Consider the following 13,862-nt stretch of genomic DNA (forward strand, 5'->3'; position numbering starts at 1 on the left):
CCTACAGGAGCCAGCATGAAGAACCTGATCAACCGCATGCGCGGAGTGGAACGCGACGTCATCGACAAGCCCGGCCAGGATGGCAGCCAGGGCGGCGCGCCCTTCTACAAGCCCCAGGCCGACGAGGTCGAGATCTTCCAGGCGGCCTATGCCAAGCGCCTGCCGGTGATGCTCAAGGGACCGACCGGCTGCGGCAAGACCCGGTTTCTGGAGCATGTTGCGCATACCATCGGCCAGCCGCTGGTCACCGTGTCCTGCCACGAGGACCTCACCAGCTCGGATCTGGTCGGGCGTTTCCTGCTCGAGGGTGAGGAGACCGTGTGGCAGGACGGGCCGCTGACCCGCTCGGTCAAGGAGGGGGCGATCTGCTATCTCGACGAGATCGTCGAGGCGCGCACCGACACCACCGTGGTCATCCACCCGCTGACCGACCACCGGCGCCAGCTGCCGCTGGACAAGAAGTCGCAGATCATCGATGCGCACGAGGACTTCATGCTGGTGATCTCCTACAACCCCGGTTATCAGACCGTGCTGAAGGACCTGAAGCCGTCCACCAAGCAGCGCTTCGTCGGCATCCATTTCGATTACCCCTCGGAAGAGGTCGAGCGGGAGATCGTGGCGAAGGAATCCGGCGGCCTGGACGCCGACCGGGTGGAGAAGCTGGTGGCCGCCGGGCGCAAGGCGCGCGCGCTGAAGGACCATGGCCTGGAGGAGGCGACCTCCACCCGCGCGCTGGCCTATGCCGGGGAGCTGATGCAGGCGGGTCTGAGCCCGCGCGTGGCCTGCCGCGCGGCGATGATCGCGCCGATCACCGATGACCCCGAGCTGATCCAGGCGCTGGAGGAGATCTTCGACGCCCACTTCCCCGAGTCCGAAGCCGCGTGAGCGAGCAGGCCCGCAACGACGGGGGCGCGGATACCGAGGCCGGGGATCTGGTCGAGATCGAGGAGATCCTCCAGCACCTCGAGGACATGAGCTTCGTCGCCCACCGCGACGCGAAGGAGGCCCTGCCGGCGATCCGCGAATTCGGTGCCGGTCCCGCCCGGCGCTGGATCGAGACCGCGCGCGACCTGTTCTTCCACGACCGCGAGGCCGGCAAGAGCTTCATGCGTCACTCCGCGCGGATGGCCGAACACGTCGGCGGCGTGGAGCCGTGGCGCGCACAGGCTGCCGAATTCGCCCGCTGGGTGAATTCGGCCGATGCGCTCGAGGGGTTCATGAGCCAGGCCGACCGGGTGTTCGCCGCCTGGGGCGAGGACGGCGAGCGCGAGTGGTACGCGACCGGTCTGCGCTGGTGCGAGCGCAGCCTGCCGGACGCGCGGGCCTATTTCGAGACCGATTTCGACAAGCTCGCGGCCGGGCGTGGTATCGAGGGGCTGCGGGCCCTGATCGACCCGGCCGAGACCCTGTTCGACGAGCGCGGCCTGACCCTGGACTGCTACCTCGAAGGGGCGCCGATCGCGCGCAACCTGGTCGGCGACGGCGGTCTGCTCTCCTGGGCGCGGCGCGGGGCCGACCTGCTGAAGGCCGGGCGCTCGCGCGGCGAGGCCTATTTCCGCCTGGAAAGCGACGAGAGCCTGAAGCTGCTGCTGGACGCGCTTCCGGGGTTCCGTCCGCGCATGCACGGACGCTTCCTGCGGCTGGTGATGCTCGCCTGGCTGGGCGCCGACATCCCGCTGGCGGATTCCAGCTGGAAGCCCGGCGAGGGCCGGCCGATGCTGGAGACGGACGGTCGGCGGCTGTTCATGCCGGCGGTGATGGACTCGCGCGAGGAGGCCCTGGTGGCCACCCAGCATGCGGCCGCCCACCTGGCGTACGATACCTACGCCCTGCCCCGCGTGGAGCGCCTGTTCGAGCGCGCGGGCAGCGAGCACCCGCCGCTGGACGACCGCTCGCGCATCACCTGGCGGCCGCTGTTCGCCGCTTTCGGCGAGCGCATGTTCCGTTTCCAGATCCTGTTCGACCTGGCCGAGGACCTGCGGGTGAACGCCCGGGTCGCGCCGCGCATCCCGCGCTTTCTCGAACGGCTGGTGCGGCTGGCCGAGGCGTACGAGCGTCCGGCCGAACCGGCCGGCACCTACTTCGATTTCGCCCTGCGGGCGCACCGGGCGCTGCTGGAGGGGCGCGAGCCGGAGGATCCGCGGCTCGCGCGCATGCTGGCGCCCGAGGCCGACGTGGTGACCGCCTGGGAGGTGGCCGAGGAGCTGTTCGCCGACGGGGCCTTTCCCGAGATCACCATCGAAGAACGCGCCGAGGCCTACCTGCCCGGGCTGTCGCTGAACGCGGCGCTGCCGGTCTATCCTCAGCGCGAGCGCAACGGCGAGCTGGCGGACTTCCGCGACCACGAGGCGCACGACGAGCACAAGTTCGAGCACGAGAAGCAGGAAGAGCAGCCGCAGCAGGCCCCGGAGGACGCGCAGAAGGACCCGGACGCCGACATCCAGACCCCGCAGCAGGAGACCTCCGGCACCGGCGGGCGGATCGGCACCGGGATCCCGCAGCCGGCCCAGGTAGCCAAGCGCGCGGCCCCGTACACGCCGAAGAAGGACGGCATCCTGTACCCCGAGTGGGACTATCGCGAGCAGCGCTACATCTCCGACTGGGTGAACCTCTACGAGCGCGTGCTGGACGACGAAGAGCCCGACCGCGCGGCGGAGATCCTGACCCGCCACGCCGACACCCTGAAGCGCCTGACCCGGGGCCTGGAGATGCAGCGCCCGATGCGCCCGGCGCCGCTGCGCAAACAGATGGACGGTGACGAGCTGGATACCGAGGCGGTGATCGATTATGTCGCCGACAAGAAGGCCGGGCTCTCGCCGAAGGCCTTCATCTATCGCCGCCGCGCGGTGCAGCACCGTGACACCTCGGTGCTGATGCTGGCGGACATGTCGACCTCCATCATGGCGCGGCATCCGGGCGGGCAGGGCAAGATCGTCGACCGCGTGCGCGAGGGCATGATGCTGTTCGCCGAGGCCATCGACCGGGTCGGCGATCCCTGTGCGATCGCCGGGTTCGCCTCCAAACAGCGCGATCAGGTCAACTACTACTGGCTGAAGGACTTCAACGAAGACCTGAACGCCACCGTGCGCAACCGCATCGCCGGGGTCTCCGGACGCCTGGCCTCGCGCATGGGCGCGGGCATCCGTCACTCGCTGGAGGCCTTCCGGCGCAGCTCGGCCCAGCGCCGCCTGCTGCTGATCCTGTCCGACGGCCGCCCGGCCGACTACGACGACGGCGGCGACCAGCGCTATCTGCACGAGGATACGCGCATGGCGATGAAGGAGGCGGTGGATGCCGGCGTGCACCCGTTCTGCGTCACCCTGGACCCGTCCGGCTCGGAATACCTGCCGGCGATCTTCGGCCCCGGCCACTACACCATTATCGACCATGTGGACGAGCTGCCGCGCCGTCTGCCCGAGATCTACCTGAGGCTGCGCCAGTGAGTGCCACCCCTGAAACCGCCCCCGTCACTGCCCCGGACGCCGCATCCGGTCCGGCGCGCCGCCACGCGAAGCTGCTGCACGCCCCGCGCTATCGCGGGCACAGCTACGGCGACAACCATCCGCTGGGGATCCCGCGGGTGTCGCTGACCATCGACCTGATCGAGGCCTACGATGCCGTCACCCCCGGCGAGATGGCGGTGACCCGCAAGGCCATGCCCGCCGAGCTCGAGTGGCTGCATACCCGCGACTACGTGACGGCCATGCAGCGCGCCGAGGCGCTGGGCAAGGTGTTCCAGCGCTACCGCGACCGCCACAACATCGGCAACTTCGAGAACCCGTTCTTCGCCGGCTTCTTCTCTACCCCGGCCACGGCCACCTATGGTTCCATCCAGGGTGCCGAGGTCGTGCTGGAGGGCGGCATGGCCTTCAATCCGGCCGGGGGCATGCATCACGCCGCCCCCGACCAGGCGCGCGGCTTCTGCTACTTCAACGACTGCGCCCTGGGCATCATGCGCCTGCGCCAGAGCGGGGCACGGGTGCTGTACCTGGATATCGACGCCCATCACGGCGACGGCGTGGAAGCGGCATTCGCCGACGACCCGGACGTGCTTACCGTGTCCCTGCACATGGATACCGAATACGGCTATCCGTTCCAGGGCGGGCGTATCGAGGACACCGGCCGGCTGGGGAACACGGTCAACCTGCCGCTGCCGAAAGAGACCAACGACACGGAATTCCACAGCGCCTTCAGCCGCATCTGGGAGGCGGCGCGTACCCGCTGGCAGCCGGATTACGTGGTCGTGCAGGCCGGCACCGATGCGCTGCTGCCGGACCCGCTGGGCAAGTTTGGTATCTCCACCCAGTGCTTCCTAGCCTGCATCGACGACGTGATCGAGACCAGCCCGCGTCACGGCGACGGCACGCCGAAGCTGCTGGTGCTCGGGGGCGGCGGCTACCACCCGCTGGCGCTGGCCCGCTGCTGGACCGGCGTGTGGGCGCAGCTCACCGGCCGCGAGCTGCCCGCCGCGCTGCCCGAGGCCGGGCAGGCCCTGCTGCGCGAGGTCGACTGGGACATGGACGAGGAAGAGGAGTGGTACGACAACCTGTTCGTATCCCGCCTCGACGCGGACCGCAGCGGCCCGGTGCGCGCCGAACTGGAACAGCGCCTGGAGCGCCTGTTCGCGACCCATCCCCTGCTGGTGCTTTCCTAGCGCACGTCGACCACGCGGCTGGCGCGCTGGAAGCGGACGTGCCAGCCCTGCCAGGCGGGCAGTTCCCAGCGCTTCGGGTCGTCGCGGCGGTTGCCGTCGATCTTCTCTGCGGTGACGGTACGCCGGGCGACGTCATAATGGATGCGCATGTGCAGGCCGGAGAGCCGCACCTCGCGCGGATAGCGGCGATCGAAGCGTTCGCGTTCCCACTCGGGTACGCCCTCGAACGCCAGATCCTCCGGTTCCAGCAGGGCCACGTCCTCGTCCGATTCCACGCCCAGGGTCTGCAGGCGACGGGCCAGCCAGTCGCGGGCGTCCGGGACCTCGCCCTGCTCGAACCCCAGTGCGAGATACAGCGCCCAGGCGTCCAGGTCGTCGCGCAGGCGCGAGCCGGCGGGGGCGAGCAGCCGGTCATCCAGGATGAGCGCGGCCAGTGCCTCGCGTGCCGCTGCGCCTGCGGGGCGGGTGCGGTCGCTGCGAAGTACGCGCCCGGCATGCCACCAGTCGCGGCGGACCACGAGTCCGTCGGCGGACCATTCGGGATCGGCGATGGCCGGCGTGGCCACCCCCGCGTCGATCAGGGCATCGGGCTCCAGCGGCGCGAGCACCGTGGCGATGGTGCGGGTGTCGCGGGTGCCCTTGCCGGGCAGGCTGTGGCTGTCGAACACTACGGCCGCCTCGGCATCCTCGGCCAGCAGCGAATCGCGACCGATCTCCGCCTCCTCGCCGCCGTTGCCCAGCGCGAAGCGGCGGCGCTCGCGGCGCACGAACGCCAGCTCGGGGGCGGCGGCGACTGCGGCGGTCAGGGCCCGGGGCGCGGTGGCCGCGAGGGGCTCGGACTCCGGTTCCTGCTGCGATTCCCGGGCGGGCAGGCCGGCCAGCTCGCGCACCTGACGAGCCAGATGGTGGGCCTCGCGGCGTTCCTCCCGGCGAATGCGAACCCTGTCGGGTGCGTGGCCGCGCACGGCGGCGACCCGCAGCGTCGCATCACAGGCCCGGCCGAGGGCGGTGAGTGCATCCTGCCGCTCGCGTTCGTCGTCGGGCGGCACCGCGACCGCGCGGCGGCTGCCGAGGGCGCCGGCGAGATCGGCCATGAACGCGGCCGTCGCCGCATCCGGCATGGCCAGCACCAGATGGGCCAGCGCGGTGTCCACCGGCAGGGCGAACAGGCGTCGGCCGTGTTCGGTCGCGCGGCCGTCCGCGTCGATCGCGTGCGTCGCCCGCAGCCGGTCTTCGGCGCGTTCCAGGGCCTCCTCGCGCGGGGGATCGGGGAATGCGAGTTCGCGCGCCGGGCGGTCGCAGCAGGCGGCCGCCAGTACCGGTTCGGTGAGGTCCTCGCGCTGCAGCTCCGGCGGCGTGTTCGTGGCCAGCGGGGCATTGCGCCCCCACAGCCGCAGGCACAGCCCCGGCGCGGTGCGGCCCGCGCGCCCGCGGCGCTGCTCCGCGCTGTCGGCGGCGATCGCCTGCAGCGCGAGCACGGTGCGGCCGTTGCGGCGACCCGTGCGGCGCTCCAGACCGCTGTCGACCACGGCGGTGACCCCGGGTATGGTCACCGAACTCTCGGCGACGTTGGTGGCGAGGATCACCCGGCGTTCCTGGCCCGGCTGCAGGGCATGGCGCTGGGCCTCGGCGCTGGCGCCGGCGTGCAGCTCGATGCAGGCCACGGGCTCGTCCTTCAGGGCCCGCGCCGCCGCGGCGATTTCGCCGCGCCCGGGCAGAAAGGCGAGGACATCGCCGTCGGTACGCGCGAGTGCGGTGCGTACGCCTTCGGCCACGCGCGTGGCCAGGTCCTTCGCATGAGGCATTGCCTGCGGGTCTGCGGCAAGGTGTTCCAGCGCGACCGGGTGGGAGCGGCCGGGGCTCTCGAGGTGGGTGCCGGCGAGCTCGCGGGCGAGGCGCGCGCCGTCGATGGTGGCCGAGGTGATCACCAGGCGGTGGCGTCCGGTCTCGGTCAGCAGGGCGTAGAGGAGATCGGTGTCCCAGCGGCGTTCGTGGAACTCGTCGAGGACCACCACCGCGAAATCCGCGAGGCCGTTGTGCGCCAGCCATTGCAGGGCCATCCCGGGCGTGGCGAACACGATCTGCGTGTCGCGGTCGCAGCGCACCTCGCCGCGCACGGCGAAGCCCGCTTCGCGCCCGGGTTTGCCGCCGAGCAGGCCGGCCACCCAGTGCCCCAGGCTGGTGGCCGCCACTCGGCGGGGTTCCACCACCAGCACGCGCCCCTGGTTCCGCGCCCACACCGGCAGGCGCGTCGACTTGCCCGAACCGGTCGCCGCCGACACCACCACCGGCCCGTCGGCCAGCGCCGCGGCAAAGTCCCCGTGCAGGGCGTCGATGGGCATCTCCTCGCTCATGCGGCCGAAGTGTCCACACAGCGACCGACCTATCAAGAGGGCGCGCCGGGATCAATGGCCCGGCGCCGGCATTCACTCTCGAGCCCTGGCCAGCGAGATCCCGGATCGGGGCTGGCTGCGCCCGGACCTCATGCGGGTGCCGGGCGCCGGGCGTGCGTCAGACGAACCCGGGTCGGGACCTCCAGCGGGCCCTCCAGGGCCTGGTGGATCGGGCACTGGGCCAGCATGCGTTCCAGGCTGGTCTGTTCGCCTTCCTCCAGACCGATCGGCAGGCGCAGCTCGCTCTGCAGGGTGGAGACCCGACAGCGTCGGGCATCGAAGGTCCAGGTGACCTCCAGCTCCGCGGCGCGCGGGTAGCCGCGCCGGCTCAGGAAGCGGTCGCAGAACTCCAGCAGACAGGAGCCCAGGCTGATGGCCAGGTGCTGCAGGGGGTCGTATCCCAGCGCCCCCGGCTTGTCGCTGTGGTCGGCACTCCTCATCGCGAGGTTTCCGTCATGGTCGCGCCCGAGAATCAGGCTGCGGGTCGAATCATTCGCCATGCTGTCTCCATGCAGTTGCGGGCGGAAGGGTCACGGGACCGGGGTGTTCAGCCTGCACCGACCGGCAGCGGGTGATCGAAGGCCGGGACCGACGGGGGCTCCCTGCGGATGTGCCGGGCCTGGGCGGTTTCCTCGCTGCATGCGGCCAGGGCCTGGTTCACGCGCGCCAGGTTGCGCTGCAGTTCCGCGCGGCGCTTTTCCAGGGTCTGGCGGTCGGGTCGGGACGGGATGGTTTCGGTCTTCATGGTCTTTCTCCTGCTCGGGTGTCGGATGGGTTCCGAGGCCTCGAGAAAGACTCTAGAGGGATATATATAGAATGGAAAAGAATAATAAATTCTGTTTTAATGTCAAAATTGAATAAAAGGGTCGTGCTTCCCGGCCCGCAACCGGTCGAGAGATCACACCCGGGCCATGAAACTGCAACAACTGCGCTGTCTGAAAGCGGTGGTGGAATCGGGCCTCAACGTGACCGAGGCCGCGGAGCGGCTGTTTACCTCCCAGCCCGGGGTGAGCCGGCAGATCCGCATGCTGGAAGACGAGCTGGGGGTGCTGATCTTCCAGCGCAGCGGCAAGCACCTGACCCACGTGACGCCGGAGGGACGCCAGATCCTGGCCCGCGCCGAACGGATCCTGGCCGAGGTCGACGGCATCCGCTCCCTGGCGGCGGATTTTTCCGATGAACGCCGCGGACTGCTGCGACTGGCGACGACCCATACCCAGGCGCGTTACTTCCTGCCACCCCGCATCGACGCCTTCCGTCACGATTACCCTGAGGTCAGGCTGCAGATCGAGCAGGGCGGCCCCGCGGACATCGCGCGGATGGCTGCGAGCGGCGAGGTCGATTTCGGCATCGCGACCGAGGGTGTCGCCCAGAACCGGGAGCGGGTGATGCTGCCGGCCTACCGCTGGCATCACTGCCTGGTGGTGCCCCGCGACCATCCTCTGGCCCGGACGCCTCCGGCGGATCTGGCGGCGGTGGCGGCCCACCCGCTGGTGACCTATGTGCACGGATTCACCGGGCGCGGTCAGCTGGAGCGGGATTTCCGGGCCGCTGACCTGGAGCCGGACGTCGTCCTGAGCGCGGCGGACTCCGATGTCATCAAGGCCTATGTCCGCCTCGGCCTGGGCGTGGGCCTCATCGCACGCATGGCCTACGAGCCGGACGAGGATGCCGACCTTGTCAGTATCGACGCCCGCCACCTGTTTACCGAGCAGGTAACCCGGGTCGGCTTCAACCGCGGGATGTTCATGCGCGGCTACATGTACGACTTTCTCGCCCTGCTGGCCCCCCATCTGACCCTGGAACGGGTCGATCGCGCCCTGCATGCCGCCGACCAGAAGGGGGTGGACGCCGTCTTTGCGGATGTGGCACTGCCGCGCTACTGACGGCGGCAGGGGGGCGGATGGAGCCAGGCCCGGGGAAGCACGGCACCGGCGGCTGACGCGCGAATCGATTGGGCGCTCAGCCTGTCGGTTGGCGCCGGCGCCAGCGGCGGATGCCGCGCCACAGCACGAAGGCCGCTCCGGCCGCCAGCAGGGCGGCGACGACCCATTCCCCGATGACGCGGGCCATGGAAGGTTCGCTCTGTTCGCTCAGATAGTCGACGATCGGACCGCGCTCGCCGAACCCGACCCCGGCGCCGTTGACCCAGTTCATCCGCGTGACCGTGGCGTGCCAGCCCAGGCGCCCGAACCCGGCCTCGCTGAGGGTGCGTTCGCCGTGGCAGTTGAGGCAGCGCTGTTCGACCAGTTGCCGGCCCTCGGGGGATTGCGGCGCATCATCGGCACGGGTGGTGGCTTGCGGGGTGTCGTTGTCCGCGCCGTCGGCTGCCGGGGCGGATCCGGCCGCGAGCAGGAGGATCAGGGCCGGCAGGGTCAGTGCCGCCCGGGGCCGGCTCGACGGCATGGGCGGCGGGCGGTCACTCACGCGACTTGCGGGCCAGGGCATCCTGCTGCTGCTCCAGTGACAGGTGCTGGTGGACGTAGTCGCGGGCGTCGGCGGCCGAGGGGTGTCCCTGGTCGGCCGCGCGCGAGAACCATACCCAGGCCTCGACCAGATCCTGTTCCACGCCATGGCCTTCGGCCAGGAAGATGCCCAGGTTGTACTGCGCCTGCATCTGCCCCTGGCGGGCCGCCAGCCGGTACCAGTGGGCGGCCTCGCGCTGGTCCCGGGCGATCCCGTGACCGCGGTCCAGCAGCACGCCCAGGTTGGTACGCGCCGCGGGATGGCCGTCATCGGCGGCGACGCGATACCAGTGCGCCGCCTGCGCCGGATCGCATTCCACTCCCTTGCCGTCGCGGTACAGGTTGCCGAGGCGGGCGGCGGCCTCGCCGTCGCCGTCCTCCGCGGCCTGGCGGTACCAGCGTACGGCCTCGGCCAGATCGGCGATCACGCCGTGCCCCTGTTCCAGCAGCTGGGCGAGGTTGCAGGCCGCCCGGGCATGACCGGCGCCGGCGGCCCGCGTATACAGCCGGCCGGCTTCGGCGGGGTCGGCAGCGCAGCCGCGGCCGGTTTCGTACGCCACGCCCAGACTGTTCAGGGCATCGGGGTCGCCCTGCTCGGCGGCTTTCTCCCACCAGGCGACGGCCTCCGCGGCGGCTTCCGGGCTGATCTCGCTGGCGAAGCGCAGCACGCCCAGGTTGTACTGGGCGTTCGCGTGCCCGGCCTCCGCCGCGCGGCGATACCAGGTCTCGGCCTCCTCTGCGGGATCACCCTCGGCGATCCCCTGTTCGGCCAGCAGGCCGAGGTTGAAGCAGGCATCCAGCAGGCCCAGCTCGGCCGCGCGTTTCCAGTGCTCGCGGGCCCGCTGCACGTCCGATTCGACGCCCAGGCCGCTGGCGTACAGCACGCCCAGGCCGAGATGGGCGCCGGCATACGGTCCGTCGGCGCGCTCGCTCCAGATTCGATGGGCTTCGGCAAAGTCGCCGCGTTCCAGGGCCTCGAAGCCGGCCTCGTCTTCCGGTTCGACGGTGGTCTGCGGGGCGTGTTCGGGGTCTTCGGGGGCGGTCATCTCGGACGGTATTCCGGGCGGCACGATGGGTTTGCAAGCTTCGCAGCATTCCGGGGGTGGCCGCAAACGACCGGGGGACGCCGGACAGGCACCCTCCGTCTGTCGAGGGAAACGTGCACATCGAGCGGTGTTTCCCTAGGATTCGCATTCCCGATGCGATGCGCCGGAAGACCAGGATCCGGCGGTTGCCCTTGTTGCGGCGGTTCGAGAGAGGAATATGGAAGCTTCGCAGAAACTGATTCCCGGCTATGCCAACGCCAAGGCGACGCGCAAGTATGCCGAGTCGTTCCTCGCCGACGGGCGCGCGGCCGAGGGCCATTACAGCGAGTTCTCGCGCGCGCGCATGCGCCTGTCGAGTCTCGGCATCGGGACCTTCGGCGGGGCGGCTACCGCCGAGGTGGATGCGGCGATCTCCGCGATCGTGGCCCGCGGGCTGACCGAGGGCATCAACGTGGTGGATACCTCCGCGCATTACCGCTATGGCCGTTCGCTGGCGGCCGTGGGGGCGGGCGTGCGCACGGCGCTCGAGGCCGGGGTCCCGCGCGAGGCGATGTTCCTGATCTCCAAGGGAGGCTTCCTGACCCTGCGCGGCGGTCAGCCGGACGACATGGACGCCTGGTTCCAGCGCGAGATCGAGGCCCCGGGCATGGGCACGAAGGAGGACCTGGCCAAGGGCGCGCATCTGCTGACGCCGGAATACATCCACTACCAGATGGAGCTGTCGCGCTCGCTGATGGGCGTGGAGACCCTGGATGCGTTCATCATCGACCAGCCGGAGGTGCATATCCACGAGATCGGCAAGGAACGCACCAACTGGAAGCTGGAGCCGGTGTTCGAGATGCTGGAACGTGCGGTGCGTGACAAGAAGATCCGCGCCTACGGGATCTCGACCTTCGAGGGTTTTCGCGAGGAGACCGATGCCCCGGTGTTCCAGTCGCTGACCTCCATCCAGGGGCTGGCGCAGCGCGCGGCGCAGACTGTGACCGGGGACGATTTCGCGCGTGATCATTTCAAGATCGCCATGCTGCCGTTCAACCAGGTGATGCTGGAGGGGTTCACCCGCTTCAACACCGCGACCGGGCAGGGCAACGTGGCCAGCCCGCTGCAGGCGGCGCATCAGCTGGAGATCTACATGATGGCCTCGCACACGATGCTCAAGGGGCATCTGGCGCAGCAGTCGGTGGACGTGGTCGAGCGCGAACTGGCGGGGCTGGCCAGTCCGGCGCAGCGCGCGATGCAGTTCAATCGCTCCACGCCCGGTCTGGGGACCTCGCTGGTGGGCATGAGCACGCCGGAGCATCTGGACGACATGCTGGCGGTGATGCGCGAGCCGATGCTGGACAAGAAGGCCTACCTCGGCATGTTCAAGAAGGCCGAGGAGTAGGCCGGGCCATCGTTCCTTCCCTGTGGGAGCCGGTAGAGATTTCATGAACAAGGGGATGTGATGCAGGTCGATCTGAAGGCCCTCGAATTTCCCGCGATCCAGCGCCTGCTGGAGCGCCTGACCGCCACGCCCTACGGCGCCGATGCTGCGCGCGGGCTGGAGCCTGCGCCCAACCTGGAGGCCGCGCGCGCGCTGCAGAAGGCGGTGACGGTGGCCCGCCAGCGCCTGGACGCGGGCACGCTGCCGCGCCTGGGGCAGCTGCCGGACGTGCGGGCAGCGCTGCGCCAGGCGGGTAATCCGGGTTCGGCGCTGCCGGTGCAGGCGCTGCACAACCTGCAGACCATCATGCGCCATGCGCGCGAGCTGGCCGACCAGCTGAAAGACACCCCGGAAATCTACCCGGCGGACCTGAACAAGCTGTATCCGCCCGAGGGGCTGGAGCAGCGTCTTTCGGGCTGCCTCAATCCGGGCGGTTCGCTGCGCGAGGATGCCAGCGAGTCGCTGGTGGACTCCTTCGGCGAGCGCAATCGCCTGCGTGGCGAGGTCGAAGCCGTGGTGCAGAAGCGTCTGTCCGCGTCGGATGTCGCGCAGAAGGGCGACGAAACCCTGAAGGTGCAGTGGCATCAGGAGCGCGCGGTGATGGTGTTGCGCGGCGATGCCGCCGGCGCGGTCAAGGGCGTGCGCCGGGGCACCGCGATGGGCGGGCGCGATCACATCATCGAGCCGATCGAGGCGGTCCCGCTGAACAACCAGCTGGATACCGTGAACGGGCAGATCAACAACGAGCAGCAGCGGCTGCTGCGCGAGCTGACCGACACCGTGCGCGAATACGGCGAGCCGCTGGATCTGATGCTGACGGCGCTGACCTGGATCGACCTGGCCTCGGCCGCTGCGCAGCTCTCCGCGCAGATGAATGCCCATGCCCCGGCCCTGGAAGACCGCCCCGGGGTGGAACTGGACGAGGCCTACCACCCGCTGTTGCTGCTGCAGTTCGCGGAGGGCAACGGGCCGCAGCCGGTGCCGCTGTCGATCCGCCTGGACGACGAGCAGCCGCTGCTGCTGATCACCGGCCCCAACACCGGCGGCAAGACCGTGGCCTTGAAGACCCTGGGCCTGCTGGTGACCATGGCCTGGTGCGGGCTGCACATCCCCGCGGAGCAGGATTGCCGCATCGGCCGTTTCGACCAGGTGATGGTGGACGTGGGCGACAACCAGAGCCTGCTGCACCACCTGTCGACCTTTGCCGGGCACGTGGCGGTGCTCAAGCGCATCCTGGATAACGCGGGTCCGGAGAGCCTGATCCTGCTGGACGAGCTGGGGACCGGTACCGACCCGGACGAGGGGGCCGCCCTGGCCATGGCGATGCTGGACGAGCTGCGCTCGCGGGGCACCCGCGGGATCGTCAACACTCATCTTGCGCCGTTGAAGGATTACGCCGCTCAGCAGGCGGGCATCGTTAACGCCTCGATGCAGTTCGATCCGGACACCCTGTCACCGACCTACCGCCTGCTGATCGGCGAGCCGGGGGTGTCCTTCGGGCTGACCATCGCGGAGAAGGAGGGACTGCCGGGGGATCTGGTGGCGCGGGCGCGCCAGCATTTCGCCGAACTGCCCACCGCCCAGGCGGGCGGTTCCGAGGGAAGCTGAGCGGGGCGCAGGGCCCTTGCCTGCGGGAGACCGCCCCCCCCCCGGGGGAAGCCAATCCTGTGGGAGGCGAGCCTCTCGTCGTTCCGGGCGAGGTTGCTCCCGTCGGCCAGAGGGCTGGCCTCCCACGGGGCTGGACGCTCCATGGTTCGCCACCGGCAGGGTCCGCGCGTGCGCCTGCTGGCGTGAAGCGCGGGCGATTTCATATTAGTATGGTGGGCTATTTTGATTCGGCGTGTCCGCTCGGATCACGATCGCCCGACAGCCCCTGGTAAG

General features: G+C 70.0%; 11 protein-coding genes. 6 read left to right on the forward strand and 5 right to left on the reverse strand.

The genetic code is table 11. The annotated features are described in order from the left end of the window. Positions 1-15: 15 nt before the first annotated feature. The 3 genes from D893_RS00690 to D893_RS00700 are packed head-to-tail and all read left to right on the forward strand — an operon-like array spanning position 16 to position 4,654. The gene (locus tag D893_RS00690; protein ID WP_024328742.1) at positions 16-885 is read left to right on the forward strand and encodes a CbbQ/NirQ/NorQ/GpvN family protein; all 870 of its coding nucleotides are present in this window, start codon (positions 16-18) and stop codon (positions 883-885) included. Further along, positions 882-3,443, forward strand: coding sequence for a VWA domain-containing protein (locus tag D893_RS00695; RefSeq protein WP_110618905.1), 2,562 nt, complete (start codon positions 882-884; stop codon positions 3,441-3,443). The genes D893_RS00690 and D893_RS00695 overlap by 4 nt, the downstream gene beginning before the upstream one ends. Further along, a complete protein-coding gene (locus tag D893_RS00700) occupies positions 3,440-4,654 on the forward strand; it encodes an acetoin utilization protein AcuC (RefSeq protein ID WP_110618907.1) in 1,215 nt (404 codons plus the stop codon). Before D893_RS00695 ends, D893_RS00700 begins: the two co-directional genes overlap by 4 nt. Here the strand turns inward: D893_RS00700 and D893_RS00705 are convergent. The 3 genes from D893_RS00705 to D893_RS00715 all read right to left on the reverse strand — a co-directional run bounded on the left by D893_RS00705 (position 4,651) and on the right by D893_RS00715 (position 7,792). Continuing rightward, entirely contained in the window at positions 4,651-6,996 is a 2,346-nt protein-coding gene (locus tag D893_RS00705; RefSeq protein WP_110618909.1) for a helicase-related protein, read from the reverse strand. The genes D893_RS00700 and D893_RS00705 overlap by 4 nt on opposite strands. 140 nt (positions 6,997-7,136) lie before the next feature. Further along, positions 7,137-7,547: an OsmC family protein gene (locus D893_RS00710; protein ID WP_110618911.1), complete on the reverse strand. Its 411-nt coding sequence runs from the start codon at positions 7,545-7,547 to the stop codon at positions 7,137-7,139. 47 nt (positions 7,548-7,594) lie between these two features. After that, entirely contained in the window at positions 7,595-7,792 is a 198-nt protein-coding gene (locus tag D893_RS00715) for a hypothetical protein (protein WP_077244876.1), read from the reverse strand. 166 nt (positions 7,793-7,958) lie between these two features. On the opposite strand from D893_RS00715, the gene cysB reads away from it, so the two are divergent. Beyond that, entirely contained in the window at positions 7,959-8,933 is a 975-nt protein-coding gene (cysB, locus tag D893_RS00720; RefSeq protein ID WP_110618913.1) for an HTH-type transcriptional regulator CysB, read from the forward strand. A 76-nt stretch (positions 8,934-9,009) separates the two neighbouring features. On the opposite strand, the gene D893_RS00725 is transcribed toward cysB, so the two are convergent. Together D893_RS00725 and D893_RS00730 are read right to left on the reverse strand one after the other, a co-directional pair. Then, complete coding sequence (locus D893_RS00725) at positions 9,010-9,474, reverse strand: hypothetical protein (protein WP_231363040.1); 465 nt, start codon at positions 9,472-9,474, stop codon at positions 9,010-9,012. Next, positions 9,467-10,558, reverse strand: coding sequence for an SEL1-like repeat protein (locus tag D893_RS00730; protein WP_018946891.1), 1,092 nt, complete (start codon positions 10,556-10,558; stop codon positions 9,467-9,469). Before D893_RS00730 ends, D893_RS00725 begins: the two co-directional genes overlap by 8 nt. Before the next feature lie 217 nt (positions 10,559-10,775). Here D893_RS00730 and D893_RS00735 point away from each other — a divergent pair, with 217 nt between their 5' ends. Continuing rightward, positions 10,776-11,942: an aldo/keto reductase gene (locus D893_RS00735; protein ID WP_018946892.1), complete on the forward strand. Its 1,167-nt coding sequence runs from the start codon at positions 10,776-10,778 to the stop codon at positions 11,940-11,942. 60 nt (positions 11,943-12,002) lie between these two features. After that, positions 12,003-13,589, forward strand: a complete 1,587-nt coding sequence (locus D893_RS00740) for a DNA mismatch repair protein MutS (protein ID WP_018946893.1) — start codon at positions 12,003-12,005, stop codon at positions 13,587-13,589. Positions 13,590-13,862: the final 273 nt, after the last annotated feature.

The sequence above is a fragment of the Thioalkalivibrio sp. ALE21 genome (assembly GCF_003208255.1).
In the GTDB taxonomy this organism is placed as follows: Bacteria; Pseudomonadota; Gammaproteobacteria; order Ectothiorhodospirales; family Ectothiorhodospiraceae; genus Thioalkalivibrio; species Thioalkalivibrio halophilus.